15 protein-coding genes and 2 tRNA genes are annotated in these 14,861 nt (G+C 44.0%); 13 read left to right on the top strand and 4 right to left on the bottom strand.

Annotated features, from left to right (window positions below; translation table 11 throughout):
* Nucleotides 1-224: 224 nt before the first annotated feature.
* Together OCV29_RS06060 and OCV29_RS06055 are read right to left on the bottom strand one after the other, a co-directional pair.
* Nucleotides 225-860: a response regulator gene (locus tag OCV29_RS06060; protein ID WP_073603847.1), complete on the bottom strand. Its 636-nt coding sequence runs from the start codon at nucleotides 858-860 to the stop codon at nucleotides 225-227.
* The gene (locus OCV29_RS06055) at nucleotides 857-2,239 is read right to left on the bottom strand and encodes a sensor histidine kinase (RefSeq protein ID WP_073603848.1); all 1,383 of its coding nucleotides are present in this window, start codon (nucleotides 2,237-2,239) and stop codon (nucleotides 857-859) included. Before OCV29_RS06055 ends, OCV29_RS06060 begins: the two co-directional genes overlap by 4 nt.
* A 370-nt stretch (nucleotides 2,240-2,609) precedes the next feature.
* Here OCV29_RS06055 and pstS point away from each other — a divergent pair, with 370 nt between their 5' ends.
* From pstS to lipA, 7 genes are all read left to right on the top strand, one after another.
* On the top strand, nucleotides 2,610-3,653 hold the full coding sequence (gene pstS, locus OCV29_RS06050) for a phosphate ABC transporter substrate-binding protein PstS (RefSeq protein WP_073603849.1): 1,044 nt from the start codon (nucleotides 2,610-2,612) through the stop codon (nucleotides 3,651-3,653).
* Nucleotides 3,654-3,730: 77 nt separating this feature from the next.
* Nucleotides 3,731-4,666: a phosphate ABC transporter permease subunit PstC gene (gene pstC / locus OCV29_RS06045; RefSeq protein ID WP_073603910.1), complete on the top strand. Its 936-nt coding sequence runs from the start codon at nucleotides 3,731-3,733 to the stop codon at nucleotides 4,664-4,666.
* Nucleotides 4,659-5,495, top strand: coding sequence for a phosphate ABC transporter permease PstA (gene pstA, locus OCV29_RS06040; RefSeq protein ID WP_073603850.1), 837 nt, complete (start codon nucleotides 4,659-4,661; stop codon nucleotides 5,493-5,495). Before pstC ends, pstA begins: the two co-directional genes overlap by 8 nt.
* Entirely contained in the window at nucleotides 5,492-6,331 is an 840-nt protein-coding gene (gene pstB / locus OCV29_RS06035) for a phosphate ABC transporter ATP-binding protein PstB (RefSeq protein ID WP_084193316.1), read from the top strand. The genes pstA and pstB overlap by 4 nt, the downstream gene beginning before the upstream one ends.
* A gap of 248 nt (nucleotides 6,332-6,579) precedes the next feature.
* A complete protein-coding gene (ybeD, locus tag OCV29_RS06030; RefSeq protein ID WP_073603851.1) occupies nucleotides 6,580-6,858 on the top strand; it encodes a DUF493 family protein YbeD in 279 nt (92 codons plus the stop codon).
* 210 nt (nucleotides 6,859-7,068) lie between these two features.
* Nucleotides 7,069-7,719, top strand: coding sequence for a lipoyl(octanoyl) transferase LipB (gene lipB, locus OCV29_RS06025; protein WP_073603852.1), 651 nt, complete (start codon nucleotides 7,069-7,071; stop codon nucleotides 7,717-7,719).
* Nucleotides 7,716-8,681, top strand: a complete 966-nt coding sequence (gene lipA, locus OCV29_RS06020) for a lipoyl synthase (protein WP_073603853.1) — start codon at nucleotides 7,716-7,718, stop codon at nucleotides 8,679-8,681. The genes lipB and lipA overlap by 4 nt, the downstream gene beginning before the upstream one ends.
* 66 nt (nucleotides 8,682-8,747) lie before the next feature.
* Here lipA and glyA read toward each other — a convergent pair whose 3' ends face one another.
* On the bottom strand, nucleotides 8,748-9,998 hold the full coding sequence (glyA, locus tag OCV29_RS06015; protein ID WP_073603854.1) for a serine hydroxymethyltransferase: 1,251 nt from the start codon (nucleotides 9,996-9,998) through the stop codon (nucleotides 8,748-8,750).
* Between the two features lie 318 nt (nucleotides 9,999-10,316).
* Between glyA and OCV29_RS06010 the strand changes: the two genes are divergently transcribed.
* The 3 genes from OCV29_RS06010 (at nucleotide 10,317) to OCV29_RS06000 (ending at nucleotide 11,300) form a co-directional block, all read left to right on the top strand.
* Nucleotides 10,317-10,916, top strand: coding sequence for a YitT family protein (locus OCV29_RS06010; RefSeq protein ID WP_073603855.1), 600 nt, complete (start codon nucleotides 10,317-10,319; stop codon nucleotides 10,914-10,916).
* A gap of 156 nt (nucleotides 10,917-11,072) precedes the next feature.
* A tRNA-Tyr gene (locus OCV29_RS06005) sits at nucleotides 11,073-11,157 on the top strand.
* Nucleotides 11,158-11,215: 58 nt separating this feature from the next.
* Nucleotides 11,216-11,300, top strand: a tRNA-Tyr gene (locus tag OCV29_RS06000).
* 111 nt (nucleotides 11,301-11,411) lie between these two features.
* Here the strand turns inward: OCV29_RS06000 and gmhB are convergent.
* Nucleotides 11,412-11,966, bottom strand: a complete 555-nt coding sequence (gene gmhB, locus OCV29_RS05995; protein WP_073603912.1) for a D-glycero-beta-D-manno-heptose 1,7-bisphosphate 7-phosphatase — start codon at nucleotides 11,964-11,966, stop codon at nucleotides 11,412-11,414.
* Nucleotides 11,967-12,259: 293 nt separating this feature from the next.
* On the opposite strand from gmhB, the gene metN reads away from it, so the two are divergent.
* Genes metN through OCV29_RS05980 form a run of 3 tightly spaced genes read left to right on the top strand, consistent with a single transcriptional unit; the run spans nucleotide 12,260 to nucleotide 14,821 of the window.
* Entirely contained in the window at nucleotides 12,260-13,294 is a 1,035-nt protein-coding gene (metN, locus tag OCV29_RS05990; RefSeq protein ID WP_073603856.1) for a methionine ABC transporter ATP-binding protein MetN, read from the top strand.
* Complete coding sequence (locus OCV29_RS05985; protein ID WP_073603857.1) at nucleotides 13,284-13,961, top strand: methionine ABC transporter permease; 678 nt, start codon at nucleotides 13,284-13,286, stop codon at nucleotides 13,959-13,961. Before metN ends, OCV29_RS05985 begins: the two co-directional genes overlap by 11 nt.
* Nucleotides 13,962-14,011: 50 nt before the next feature.
* A complete protein-coding gene (locus OCV29_RS05980) occupies nucleotides 14,012-14,821 on the top strand; it encodes a MetQ/NlpA family lipoprotein (protein WP_073603858.1) in 810 nt (269 codons plus the stop codon).
* Nucleotides 14,822-14,861: the final 40 nt, after the last annotated feature.

Here is a 14,861-nt window from a genome sequence, read left to right as displayed (position 1 = left end):
CAACATTGCCCTGAACCATTTCATGACAGAAACAAATGCACTCTGATTCCATTAATCTGGAAAATAAACTAATCATCTGGATGTGTTTGGTGGCGCAAACAGACAAGGGCATGGGTGTCCTTGTTTAAGCGCCTTTCTTATCAACGAAAAGGGATGGCTTGAGCGGTTTACGGAACAAGATATATCCAGATCAGAAAGTTACTCAGAATGGTATGAGAGCAAAATCAGGATTGCAACATACTGATATAAACCTGGATACCTCGCTCTGTCAGTGAGTAAGTCCTTCCTTCTTCTTTTTCAACCAGCCCACAGTTCACCAACTGTCTGAGATGAAAATTAAATTTTGTATGATCCTCAACACCGACAACCCGGCACAAATCCATAAATTTCAGCTTACGGTGAATTTTAAGCTGCTTCACAACCATTCTCCGGATTGGATTAGATAATGCAGAAAAAATCATATCATTATGTCGCTCATCCACCGGCGACTTTGGTGAGTGCTGTGCATAGACTCTTTTTAATGTGACGGATAAAGATGTCAGATTAAACGGCTTGGTCAAAAACTCATCCGCTCCTTTCTTCATGGCGTCGACGGCCATATCGACCGTTGCAAAGGCAGTGGTAATCACAATACCAATATTCGGGTGCATGCGCCGTAATGAAGCCAACGCCTCAATCCCGGTGATACCACGCATAACGACATCCATCAGGGCCAGGTCAATATGCTGAGTGGCGGCGTAATCTAATGCATCTTCTGCATTATCAAAGGCAATCACGTCAAAAGACTCCAACGTCAAAGCTTCAACCAATACTTCTCTGAGCTGTTGATCATCTTCGGCCAGTAACAGTCTGAGTGTCATTGATTTCCTCCCGGTAAACGCATTTCAGCAACAAATCCTTCTGGATGGTTCCGCAGTAAAAGTGTGCCGCCATGCCTTAAGATAATCTGTTTACACAATGACAGCCCCATGCCCGTTCCCTCGCCTCTTGGTTTCGTCGTAAAAAATGGCTGAGTTGCCTTACCAATCATATCCTGTGGCATTCCATCGCCATAATCAAGCACCTGAACCACAACATTCAGCTTGTCCCGGAAGCAACTAATTTTGATACGCCGGTCATCGTCTTGACTGGCATCAATGGCATTAGAGATAAAGTTACTGATCACTTCCTCCAGAAGCCCCGCATCACCGTAAACCACCAATTGCTCATCCAGTTCCATCATGCAATCAAATCCGGCTAAACGATACTGATTCAGATGAACCGCGGCATGAATGATATCGCACAACCGGACGCGTTCATGTTTTACGGGCTTATGATGCGCATAGTTCAATACTTCATGGCTGATTTCCGCAGCCCGGGTCAAACTATTCATAATCCGGTTAATTTGCCGCCGGTGCGCCTCATCATCCGGTAATTGTCGTAATAGCAAGTCACAACTCACCATCGCACTGCTCACCGGTGTTTTAATTTCATGGGCAACCGCAGAAATCAGCTCTCCCAGCTCTTTTAGTTTGGCATCCTGAAGCGATTGATGTAATGCGGCCTCAGTCTGACTGTCACGTTCCCGGTCAAACACCCGGAGTGCATACCAAAGTGTCACTGTAATACAAATCGCCCAAAACGTTTGACAGACTAAAACCCATAAGCCACTCTCAACTGAAAATAAACCGGCAAAACAACCATACCCTATCAATGCCAGTCCCATGAGTTTAAAAGGCAGAGATGCCCCATACCCTTCTTCTTCAAGAATATTGGCATAACTGTAGACTGCCAGACCAGATAATACGCCGCCACCCAATGCAAAAATCCACCGGATCTGTTCACGGAGTGAAACAATGTAAGCCTGAGAGGCGTCCATGTCATAGCGGAGAACCAATCCGGCGATAAAAATCAACAATAGGGTCATCATGCATCCCTTAATCCAGCGGAGATAGCGCCAGGAAGTCAGATTCAGCATTTTCCAGGCAAAGAGGCTTAAAAAGGCAAAAGATAACCATAACTTAACCACTTTAAATGCTTCAATGTATCTGAATACTCCAGATTCACTTCTGAATATCTCCAGATAGAGCGCTGACCATTCATGAATGCCGTGTACCAGCCCAAATGCAGCCAAAACCGGCAATACTCCGGCAATATGAATGCGACTTTTGCTGAGATTTCTGAAAAAAACAGAAGAGAATATAGAAAAACACGCTAATCCATAAATCAGATACACTTTAAATATAATCAACATATCCATGTTATTAATAATTCACCCGATATATAATAATGAAAATAATAAATGACAAGGCATGTCCCTCAAAATAAGAAATTATAATTAACAGTAATCACATCAAATTATTTTTCATCTTGTGAAATATTTTTATCAGATTTAATTTAATTATGATAAATCTAGTTATCAAATGCACTCTTTTCCAATTTTCTTCATAAAAACGTCACATTAGATTCCTAATCTCAATCACGTCGATTGGGTTGCACCGATTGGCAGATTGAATTCATTTCAATTCTTTTAGTTTTATTTCAACGCTAAAACTAACAGGGGCTATTTAAGTTTTTCTTTTTGATTTAAATAGCCCGCTTCATTTGTTAAATGATATCGGAGATATATTGTGAAATTCATTAAATCAGCTCTTGTGTCTTCATTGATGGTTGCTGCTTCATTTGGTGTCGCAGCGCAAACAACCATTAATGGTGCTGGTGCAACTTTCCCGCTACCTGTTTACGCTAAATGGGCAGAGCAATACCAAAAAGAAACCGGGGTTCAAATCAACTATCAGGGTATTGGTTCTGGCGGTGGTATCAGACAAATCACAGCAAAAACTGTTGATTTCGGCGCTTCTGATGCACCTTTAACGATGAAGCAGCTGGACAAAAAGGGCATGATCCAGTTCCCAATGGTGATGGGTGCGATTGTTCCGGTTGTGAATATTCCGGGCATTAAGGCTGGTGAATTAAAATTAACAGGGAACGTTGTTGCTGATATCTTCCTTGGCAAAATTAAAAAATGGGATGACCCCGCAATTGTTGCACTCAACCGGGATGTCAAACTACCTCATCAATCCATTTATGTCGTTCACCGTTCAGACGGTTCAGGCACCACTTATAACTTCACCCAATACCTGAATCAAATCAGTTATGACTGGCGGACTCAGGTGGGTTTTGCAAAAGATATCAGCTGGCCAAAAGCAGCAACGGGTATTGGTGGTAAAGGCAATGCAGGTGTCGCCAACTTCGTCAACCGCACGAAAGGCTCTATCGGCTATGTTGAATATGCTTATGCGAAGCAAAACAACCTGGCTTATACACAAATGAGAAACAGCTCAGGAAAATTCCTGATGCCGACCATGAAAACATTCCAGGCAGCTGCAGCAAATGCAGACTGGAAAAATGCCCCGGGGTATCACCTTTTACTGAATAATCAGCCAGGTGATGACTCATGGCCGCTGACTGCAGCAACCTTTATTCTTCTGCATAAAGATCAGGTGAATACAAAGAAAGCACAAGCGATGGTCGACTTCTTTAAGTGGAGCTACAAACACGGCAAGTATGCTGAAAAACTGGATTATGTGCCAATGCCTGAAAAAGTTGTCGATATGGTAAACAGCACGTGGAAACACAGTCTGGTCCATAACGGAAAATCAATTATTAAATAACAGAATTCAGGCCTTTATTCATGTCAGAGAATATATCCACATTCACATGACAAATATAAAGGCCTGTAAATATTATGATGACAATTATCAGTTTAAAAAATAAAATCAATGGCGACTCTGTTTTTAATAAATTGAGTTTTGCCAGTGCACTTCTTATATTTATCACTTTAACAGGCATTATCTTATCCCTGATTGAAGGTGGCTGGCCTGCATTTCAAAAATTCGGAATTCACTTTATTTTCCGCGATATATGGGACCCGATTCAAGGCGAGTTTGGCGCAGCTGCAGCAATTTACGGGACACTGGTATCATCTCTTATTGCGATTCTTATCTCCGCGCCAATTGCTCTCGGCACCGCCATTTTTTTAGCAGAACTCACCCCGGGCTGGCTCAGTGAACCTGTCGGTAAAGCCGTTGAACTACTGGCTGCAATACCAAGTATCATCTACGGAATGTGGGGATTATTTGTCTTCGCCCCGTGGTTTTCAGATAATTTTCAGATGTGGGCAGCAGAGCATATCGTCGATATTCCCCTGATAGGCCCCTGGTTTGACGGACCGCCCATTGGTATCGGTTTGCTGAGTGCAGGGATCATTCTGTCGATTATGATTTTGCCGATCATGACCTCATTAACCAGAGATGCACTGAAGTCCATTCCGGATGTACTCAGAGAAGCCGCGTATGGGACAGGCGCCACACCATTTGAAGTGATCACCCGGGTTCTGATTCCTCAGGTCAAAGAAGCCACTGTCAGTGCTGCAATTCTGGGGTTAGGCCGGGCGTTAGGTGAAACCATGGCCGTTGCTTTTGTCATTGGTGGCGCAAACCGGATTGAGACATCGCTTTTTATGCCCGCCAGTTCTATCTCCGCAACCATCGCGCAGCAATTTAATGAAGCAACCGATCCAATGCAACTGGCTTCTCTCATCGCCCTTGGCGTTGTGTTGTTCATCATTACTTTTTTTGTGATGAGTTTTGCCCGTCGTCTGTTGAGGAAAAAAAAGTATGAATAAAAGAAAAATAAAAAATTTTATCTTTCTGGCATTTTGCACGCTGTCTGCCGCTTCAGGCGTGTTTATGCTCGCCAGTATTTTTTATACCCTCATTGGTGATGGTATAAAAGGATTGAACCTGAATACATTTACCATGCTGACCCCCGGACCGGGGAGCGAAGGCGGCCTGAAAAATGCCCTGATTGGTAGCTTTATGCTGACATTAGCAGGCATTCTTATTGCGGCGCCTATCGGTATTCTTGCGGGTACCTGGCTGGCAGAAACAGAGAAAGACAACAAAATTGCAGAATCATTACGCTTCTTAAACGGGATGTTGATGAGTGCCCCTTCCATTCTCGTCGGTTTGTTCATTTATGCCATTATTGTGGTTCCTACCGGAGGCTATTCCGGCTGGGCTGGTGCGATTGCACTGGCCGTTCTCGCGTTACCTATGATTATCTCTTCAACAGAAGAAATGCTGCGTCTGGTTCCACCAACCCTCAAAGAAGCCGGCAGCGGTTTGGGATCACCCAAATGGCGGGTCATCACTCAGTTAAGCTACCGGGCTGCAGCACCTGGTATTATCACGGCGGTGTTACTTTCAATTGCCCGTATTTCAGGAGAAACAGCCCCTCTGTTATTTACCTCTCTGAACAGTAACTTCATGACGACAGACATGAGTAAACCGATGGCAAATTTACCCGTAACTATCTATCAATTTGCGATGAGCCCATATACATCGTGGCAAAATCTTGCATGGGCCGGTGCACTGATTGTAACGACCTTTATCTTAGGCATAAACGTACTGGCAACTGTGTTGCCGAAAATAATTAAGGCAGGAAGAGCATGAGTACGGCAATTAACAGCATACTTCACAGCACATCAGACGCAGACATCAACGGACAAGCCTTTTATGAAGAAGAGAACCTGATGCAAAGCATGGAAATACAGAACCTGAACTTCTTCTATGCCAAAGGTGCTGCACCCGCACTGAAAAATGTTTCCATGCCGATTTACAAAAATCGCGTCACTGCACTCATCGGACCATCCGGATGTGGGAAGTCGACCCTGTTAAGAACATTAAACCGGATTTACAACCTTTACGGTCAGCAGTACGCTGAAGGTGATATACAACTTGAAGGGCAAAGTATCTTTGCGAATACGGACATTAATGAATTACGCTCTAAAGTCGGGATGGTTTTCCAAAAACCGACGCCTTTCCCGATGACAATTTATGAGAATATGACATTTGGACTGAAGATACAGGGAAAATTCTCCAAAGAAGAAATCAGAGAGCGGGTCGAGTCCGCTTTGAAACGTTCTCATCTTTGGGATGAAGTGAAAGATAAACTCAATTCGGATGCCAATGGTTTATCCGGAGGCCAACAGCAACGGTTGTGTATTGCCAGAACAATTGCACTGGAACCCGATGTTATTTTAATGGATGAACCAACCTCAGCACTTGACCCGATTGCAACCTCAGCTATCGAAATGCTGATCACGGAATTGCGCACCAAATATACCATTGTGGTTGTGACACATAATATGCAGCAAGCCATGCGTATTTCTGACTATACGGGATTCATGTACCTTGGCGAGCTGGAAGAATTTGGCAAAACCAGACAAATTTTTAATGATCCGGGCAAAGAACGCACCCGCAACTATATCTCTGGTGATTTCAGTTAAATAGCTTTCCTGAATGAATATGCGCCACCTGCCGGAAAACAGATACCCATTCACTTCCGGGTCACCCCCAAAGTGAATTGGGTATTGTTTATTCAAAATAAAATTGTTCATTCAGAATAAAAAAGCTGAATAAAATGAATTAACTGACTTTTTCCGGCTTTGGCACAGGCTGCAATATCTTGAGTTCATCCCGGTAAAACAGTAACATTCCCCTCCAGAATCCGTATATTTCATCAGGAACACCCGATATGTTGACTATTAATTCCGACGCTAAGTTAAAGGATCTCCTTGAATTTCCTTGTTCATTTACATACAAAGTGATGGGATATGCAAAGCCGGAATTACCGGAACGTGTCCTTGAGGTGATTCAGCGCCACGCACCGGGTGATTACAGCCCAAAGGTGAAACCAAGTGCGAAAGGAAACTATCATTCTGTTTCAATTAATATCACGGCAACGTCAATTGAGCAGGTAGAAACGCTCTATAAAGAACTGGGTGAGATTGATATCGTCCGTATGGTGCTGTAAATCAGACATCCGATTCACTGAATGCGGTTTTTATTGATTTTTTCAATTTTTTTTGAAAGCAGCTCTGGCTGCTTTTTCTATATATATCAGATGGTTAAACAATCATACACGAAGATTATGGTTAATTTTATAGCATCTATGAGTAGTTCAGCGTCCCAAAGAAGTTTATAATCCGCTGATAATTCTCTTCCAAAAGTAATAAGTCTGCACATGGATAACCAGCGTCTCATCATTAAACAACTTGGCCAGCAAGATTATCAGACAGTCTGGCAGGCTATGCATGAGTTTACTGACAGCCGGACCAGTGAAACCCGGGATGAAATATGGCTTGTCGAACACCCACCGGTCTTCACTCAGGGTCAGGCCGGGAAAGCCGAGCATTTGCTCAATACCGGGGACATTCCGGTTGTTCAGTCAGACCGTGGCGGACAGGTCACCTATCATGGCCCCGGTCAGCTTGTTGTATACTTCTTACTTGACCTGAGAAGAAAGCAGCTGGGCGTCCGTGAACTGGTCACACATATTGAAAATATCGTCGTCAAGACTCTCAAGGCTTTTGGCATTGAATCAAAGGCGAAGCCAGATGCACCTGGTGTCTACGTCGGAGATAAAAAGATTTGTTCTCTTGGCTTAAGGATTCGTCGTGGCTGTTCATTTCATGGGCTGGCACTCAATGTGAACATGGATTTATCACCGTTTTTAAGGATCAATCCATGTGGTTATCAAGGCATGGAGATGGTTCAGGTCAGTGACCTTGGCGGGCCCTCAACCCTCCGCACCGTAGAAGAACAGTTAATTAAAGAACTCGTGACCACACTGGGATACGGGCACACTCAATACAGCACAGAAGTAATATCATGACTAAACCAATTCAAATGGAGAAAGGCGTCAAATACCGGGATGCGGATAAAATGGCACTGATACCGGTAAAAAATATGCCGTCCGAACAAAAAGAAGTGTTACGCAAACCGGAATGGATGAAGATCAAACTGCCTTCGGACAGTCAGCGCATTCAGGATATCAAATCTGCGATGCGTAAAAATAATCTGCATTCTGTCTGTGAGGAAGCGTCCTGCCCTAACCTTGCGGAATGTTTTAACCACGGCACGGCTACTTTTATGATTCTGGGTGCTATCTGTACCCGTCGTTGCCCATTCTGCGATGTTGCACACGGTCGCCCATTAACACCTGATGCCGGTGAGCCGGAAAAACTGGCACAAACGATCAAAGATATGGGACTGAAATATGTGGTGATCACTTCAGTCGATCGTGATGACTTACGTGATGGTGGTGCGCAACACTTTGCTGATTGTAACAGGGAAATCAGGGCGCTGAATCCTGAAATAAGAATTGAAACACTGGTTCCTGATTTCAGGGGACGTATGGATAAAGCGCTGGAAATTTTACAAACCAGTCCCCCGGACGTATTTAACCATAACCTTGAAACCGCCCCACGTTTGTACCGTAAAGCTCGTCCTGGTGCTAACTATAAATGGTCTCTCGAGCTATTGAAAAAATTCAAAGATAACCACCCGGACATCCCGACTAAATCTGGTTTGATGATGGGACTTGGTGAAACAAAAGAAGAGATTATCGGGGTATTAAAAGATTTAAGGGCTCATGGGGTGACCATGCTGACATTGGGTCAGTATCTGGCACCAAGCCGGCACCATTTACCGGTTGAACGCTATGTCCCGCCTTCTGAATTTGAAGAGCTGAAAGAGATTGCTCTGGACCTTGGCTTCACGCACGCCGCATGTGGTCCTTTCGTCCGTTCTTCTTATCATGCTGATCTTCAGGCTCAGGGTGTTGAAATTAAATAATATCTCCTGAAAACAAGCATAAAAAAACCCGCAAATTGCGGGTTTTTTGCATGAATCATCTTCAGATTAAGCGTAAACAGGTAAACGCTTACAAATCTCAAGTACTTTTGCTTTTGTTGCTTCAATGACAGACTGGTCATCAGCATTATCAAGCACATCACACATCCAGTTTGCCAGATTTTCTGCATCTTCCACCGTGAAACCACGACGGGTGATCGCAGGCGTACCAACACGGATACCTGAAGTGACGAAAGGACTCCGCGGATCGTTAGGCACGGAATTTTTGTTGACGGTTATATTTGCTGCGCCCAAGGCGGCATCCGCTTCTTTCCCTGTAATACCCTTATCAATCAAATCAACAAGGAACAGGTGATTTTCAGTACCATTTGAAACGATCTTGTAGCCACGTTCCTGGAACTGGGCAACCATCGCTTTGGCATTTTTCACAACACGTGCCTGATATTCTTTAAATTCAGGTTCCATTGCTTCTTTGAACGCAACCGCCTTTGCAGCAATTACGTGCATCAGAGGGCCGCCCTGGCCGCCAGGGAAAACAGCTGAATTCAGCTTCTTATACATCTCTTCACCCGCGTTGGAAAGAATCAGACCACCACGCGGACCAGCCAGTGTTTTATGTGTTGTCGTCGTCACGATATGCGCATGAGGAATTGGCGTCGGATAAACACCCGCAGCGATCAAACCCGCAACGTGCGCCATATCAACAAACAGATAAGCACCTGCCTTGTCAGCGATTTCACGCATTCTTGCCCAGTCAACAATCTGAGAATAAGCCGAGAAGCCACCGATAATCATCTTAGGCTTATGCTCAAGCGCGAGCGCTTCCATTTCGTCGTAATTGATTTGGCCACTTTCATCAATGCCATAAGGAATCACATTATAGTGCTTACCAGAAAAGTTAACCGGAGAACCATGAGTCAGGTGACCACCATGGGCAAGGCTCATCCCCAGCACAGTATCACCCGGATTCAGCAAAGCCATATAAACTGCACTGTTCGCCTGAGAACCTGAATGAGGCTGAACATTTGCATATTCACAGTTGAATAATTTACATGCCCGATCAATTGCCAAAGCCTCTGCTTTGTCCACGTACTCACAACCACCGTAATAACGCTTGCCAGGATAACCTTCTGCATATTTATTTGTTAGCTGAGAACCCTGAGCTTCCATGACCCGTGGACTGGTATAGTTTTCGGAAGCAATTAATTCAATGTGTTCTTCCTGACGGAGGGTTTCTTCCTGAATTGCTGCGAAGAGCTCCGCATCATAATCAGCGATATTCATATCTCGCGTTAGCATCTGTATCTCCTGACTCATCATATAAAGGTCGAAAAACTGCTCTAAATGCAAAAGCAAACGTTTTCGCTACTCAATTTGAGGCGCATTCTACCTAAATTGAACTATGTCATAAAGCCCAAATTGAATAAATGATCATGCAGTTTTTTCATAATCAGTTGAAGTTTTCTTATAAACCTCACCAAAGTGTCAATAATTCCATTTACAGGTTGTAAAAGATTAGAGACATAGGTTTACCCTAAATTTCCTTTTCTAGCTACCGGAATTTTCACCTTTTACTTATGATTCGGACAGAGATAAGAACATACCAATGGCTCAGTCATGGAAAAACATTCGTATAAAGAAGATATCATTGCAATGATAACCGGCTGCTTTCTGGTTGCACTGGGGATCAACTTTCTTCAGTCAGCGCAGATGATTACCGGCGGAACTGCCGGGTTGGCATTATTACTCGATCAATTTATGCCATTATCTTTCGGCACGCTGTACTTTCTGTGCAATACCCCGTTTTATCTGCTTGCCTGGAAGAAATTTGGCTTGCGCTTTGCCGGTAACAGCATCCTGTGTGGATTAGCGGTTTCTGTATTGTCGGATCATATTGCGATGTTTATGAAACTCAACAGTCTCAATGATGTTTATTGCGCAGTTGTCGGTGGTTTACTCATGGGGATTGGTATGCTGGTCTTGTTCCGCCATCATTCAAGCCTCGGTGGGTTCAATGTATTTTGCCTGTATGTTCAGGATAATTTCGGGATTGCCGCAGGAAAAGTCCAACTCTGCATTGATGCAGTCATCGTCATGACATCTCTGTTTTATCTGTCAGCCTATGTTGTCGGTGTTTCGGTTCTGAGTGCTGTCGTCTTAAATATAGTACTGGCCATGAATCATAAACCTTCAAGATATATTGTCACTTACCACTAATATTGCATTGAAATTGCCTGTATTTTAGTTAGTTTGTCCAAAAAGGCACCATTCAACTCAATTTTTTCAGAAAAGTCTTTACAGACTAAATGAGTTTGTTAAGATTCGCCCCGCACTCACGATTGATGCGGGAATCATCGTTGAGGAAGAAAATCTGGAGGGGTTCCCGAGTGGCCAAAGGGAGCAGACTGTAAATCTGCCGGCTCCGCCTTCGATGGTTCGAATCCGTCCCCCTCCACCATATTCCGAAGTTGTTTGATAGTGAGATCAAACGGTTTCAAGACATTAAGAAAAATTCCGGAGGGGTTCCCGAGTGGCCAAAGGGAGCAGACTGTAAATCTGCCGGCTCCGCCTTCGATGGTTCGAATCCGTCCCCCTCCACCATACAGAAAAGCCAGCAAATTGCTGGCTTTTTCTTTTTACGGCAATAAAAACATAGAGAAAAAAGAAAGAAGCTAACGCTCACTTTCTTTTCTGAATCTGATTTTTTAAATCTTAGCGGCTTTTTAAAAATCCGGGCACATCACGAAGACTGCCCAAAACTACATCAGCCAGCGCTTCCCCTTCCGGTGTGACAGCTTTTCCAGTTCTGACCAGAACTTTCGTGCCAACACCGGCTGATTTTGCTGCCATCATATCCGCAGGCTTATCCCCCACCATGACCGACTTTTCCATATCGATTTTGAGAAAGTCCCGTGCGGAAATAAACATCCCCGGCTTAGGCTTCCGGCAATCACAGTCCTGTTTGTAATCACCGATACCATGTTCCGGATGATGGGGGCAGTAGTAAATACCGTCCAGCTCAACACCGTTATCAACAAAATTCCAGTCCATCCATTGTGTCAGCGACAAAAAGCGATCTTCACTAAACATCCCGCGGGCAATCCCGGACTGGTTGGTCACTAATACAAGAAGGTATCCCATCTCCTGCAACTGTTTTGTTGCCTCAAATACACCTTCTATAAAGTGGAAATCATGCTCATCATGAACATATCCCTGATCGACATTAATCACACCATCCCGATCTAAAAACACTGCTGGTTTTGCCAAAATCCGACTCTCATAACAGATGATAAAAAACTGATACCTCAAGATGCAGGTTTCAGTGAGATTTGTCTGGCAGTTTATCATAAGCAGATAAAATCACCGAAAATGAATTCTGCCTCTGAGTTCGTGACGAGAACAATTTATTCTTTTTATTATACTAAACGATGAAGATTTCATTTTGGACGTCTAGACGTAAAAATATCTATTGACTTCAACCTTATGAAGCCCTAGCATCCCTAACAAAACTATTATCAACCAAATGATCTCTGACAATCAGAGCCTGCGCAGGTTATCTCATGATTGAAATAAATCACGTCAACAAGGTGTTTCAGCAAGGAACAAAGCAGATATATGCCTTGAAAGACATTAATCTCCATATCAAACAAGGGACTATTTTTGGTGTGATCGGTGCTTCAGGTGCCGGAAAAAGTACATTAATTCGCTGCGTTAATATGTTAGAAGCACCGACTGACGGGGACGTCATTGTCAATGGCATCAACCTGACGAAACTCAGCCCGGCAGATTTGTGTCAGGCCCGGAGAAATATCGGGATGATCTTCCAGCATTTTAACTTACTGTCTTCCCGGACGGTGTTTGAAAATGTTGCCCTGCCGTTAGAGTTTGCCGGTAGCGCAAAAGAACAGATTGAACCCAAGGTCAGTCAATTGCTGAATCTGGTCGGCCTGTCTGACAAAGCGCATGTTTACCCGGCAAATCTCAGTGGCGGACAAAAGCAGCGGGTGGCAATTGCCCGGGCACTGGCTTCCGATCCAAAAGTTCTGTTGTGCGATGAAGCAACCAGTGCTTTGGACCCGGCCACAACTCAGTCAATTCTGAATTTGCTGAAAGAAATTAATCAACGGCTTAATATTACTATCTTAATCATCACGCATGAGATGGATGTCGTGAAAAATATCTGTCATGAAGTGGCAATCATCGGTCAGGGTGAACTGGTTGAGAAAGGCACAGTGAGTGATATTTTTGCGCATCCCAAAACAGAGCTGGCACATCAATTCATCAGATCTACACTTGATTTATCAGTCCCTGACGATTACCAGTCAAGATTGTTTGACCGCCGCAAGGCAAATACACATCCACTCATCCGGATGGAATTTACCGGAGCAACCGTTGATGCACCTTTGGTGTCTCAGATCTCACGGGATTTTAACATTGACGTGAACATTCTCAGCTCGGATATTGATTATGCTGGCGGGGTTAAATTCGGCATGATGATGGCTGAGCTGTCCGGCAATGAAACAGATGAAAATGCAGCGATCAGCTTCCTGAGCGAACATCATGTAAAAGTTGAGGTTTTAGGCTATGTCAATTAATACACTTACCGACTGGGTCAGTCAAAATGCCTCGCTTTTACTGGGGGCTACAGGTCAAACTGTTTATATGGTTGCCGTCTCCGGCCTGATTGGTTTTTTAATCGGTATCCCGCTGGGCGTGATACTCCACACCAGTAAAAAAGGTGGTTTACTTGAAAATGTCAGGCTGAATCAGATTCTGGGCGCCATTGTCAACATTGGCCGTTCTGTACCATTTTTAGTCCTGATGGTTGCCATTATTCCGCTGACAAAGTTGTTGGTTGGTACATTTATCGGTACCACCGCAGCAATCGTTCCATTGACGATCGGTGCGATTCCGTTTGTCGCCCGGTTAATTGAAAATGCCCTGCTGGAAGTCCCGTCAGGCTTGGTTGAAGCGGCTCAGGCGATGGGCGCAAAACCCTTCCAAATCATTACAAAAGTCCTGTTACCGGAAGCACTGCCGACCATTTTAAACGCAGTCACCATTACTCTGGTCACACTGGTAAGTTATTCAGCAATGGCTGGCACAGTTGGCGGCGGCGGTCTGGGTGATGTTGCAATCCGGTATGGATTCTACCGATATGATCTGGTGATCATGGTTGTCACTGTCATCATGTTGATCATTTTGGTTCAAATCATTCAATCCATCGGTGACAGCATTGTCCGTCGGGTTGATCACAGATAACAATCAATAACATAATTTAAAATTTATAAGAGTTTATCAAGGAGAAATACATGAAATTTAACCTGAAAGGTCTGCTGGCGATTATTACAGCTGCTTCAGCACTGGTGCTGTCGGGCTGCGGTGAAAAAACAGCTGACACTCAAAAAATTAAAGTTGGTGTCATGGCAGGTGCAGAGGCTCAGGTTGCTGAAGTTGCCAAAAAAGTCGCGAAAGATAAGTACAATCTGGATGTTGAACTTGTCACATTTACAGACTACGTGACACCAAATGCAGCTTTGGATGATGGCTCGGTTGATGTGAATGCTTTCCAGCACAAACCTTATCTGGATCAGCAAATCGCTGACCGTGGTTATAAACTGGCTATTGCCGGTAATACCTTTGTTTATCCAATTGCCGGATACTCAAAAGAAGTCAAATCTGTTGATGAGATCAAAGAAGGCTCGCGGATTGCTGTGCCAAATGATCCAACCAATCTGGGACGTTCATTACTGCTGCTGCAAAAACAGGGCTTAATTAAGCTCCGTGATAACGTTGGTCTGAAAGCAACGGTTCAGGACATCGTGGAAAACCCGAAAAATATCGAAGTTGTTGAACTGGATGCCGCGCAACTGCCACGCTCACTCGATGACGTCACTGTTGCTATCATTAACAATAGCTTCGCCAGTCAGATTGATTTATCACCAAACAAAGATGGTATTTTTGTCGAAGATAAAGATTCTCCATACGTGAACCTGATCGTTGCCCGTGAAGATAACGTCAATAACGACAATGTGAAAAACTTTGTTAAGGCTTATCAGACAGAAGAAGTCTATCAGGCTGCAATGAAGACATTTAAAGACAGTGTCGTCAAAGGTTGGTAATCCCTCTTTTAAGCCAGTTAAACAAGCCGATCAAAAGATC

It is taken from the genome of Vibrio aerogenes (assembly GCF_024346755.1).
Lineage (GTDB): Bacteria > Pseudomonadota > Gammaproteobacteria > Enterobacterales > Vibrionaceae > Vibrio > Vibrio aerogenes.
This window is presented reverse-complemented; position numbering and strand designations above follow the sequence as displayed.

Coding starts and splice junctions, on each gene's coding strand:
- OCV29_RS06060 (WP_073603847.1), bottom strand. CDS start 860: ATGACACTCAGACTGTTACTGGCCGAAGATGATCAACAGCTCAGAGAA.
- OCV29_RS06055 (WP_073603848.1), bottom strand. CDS start 2,239: ATGGATATGTTGATTATATTTAAAGTGTATCTGATTTATGGATTAGCG.
- pstC (WP_073603910.1), top strand. CDS start 3,731: ATGACAATTATCAGTTTAAAAAATAAAATCAATGGCGACTCTGTTTTT.
- pstA (WP_073603850.1), top strand. CDS start 4,659: ATGAATAAAAGAAAAATAAAAAATTTTATCTTTCTGGCATTTTGCACG.
- pstB (WP_084193316.1), top strand. CDS start 5,492: ATGAGTACGGCAATTAACAGCATACTTCACAGCACATCAGACGCAGAC.
- ybeD (WP_073603851.1), top strand. CDS start 6,580: ATGTTGACTATTAATTCCGACGCTAAGTTAAAGGATCTCCTTGAATTT.
- lipB (WP_073603852.1), top strand. CDS start 7,069: ATGGATAACCAGCGTCTCATCATTAAACAACTTGGCCAGCAAGATTAT.
- lipA (WP_073603853.1), top strand. CDS start 7,716: ATGACTAAACCAATTCAAATGGAGAAAGGCGTCAAATACCGGGATGCG.
- glyA (WP_073603854.1), bottom strand. CDS start 9,998: ATGCTAACGCGAGATATGAATATCGCTGATTATGATGCGGAGCTCTTC.
- OCV29_RS06010 (WP_073603855.1), top strand. CDS start 10,317: ATGGAAAAACATTCGTATAAAGAAGATATCATTGCAATGATAACCGGC.
- metN (WP_073603856.1), top strand. CDS start 12,260: ATGATTGAAATAAATCACGTCAACAAGGTGTTTCAGCAAGGAACAAAG.
- OCV29_RS05985 (WP_073603857.1), top strand. CDS start 13,284: ATGTCAATTAATACACTTACCGACTGGGTCAGTCAAAATGCCTCGCTT.
- OCV29_RS05980 (WP_073603858.1), top strand. CDS start 14,012: ATGAAATTTAACCTGAAAGGTCTGCTGGCGATTATTACAGCTGCTTCA.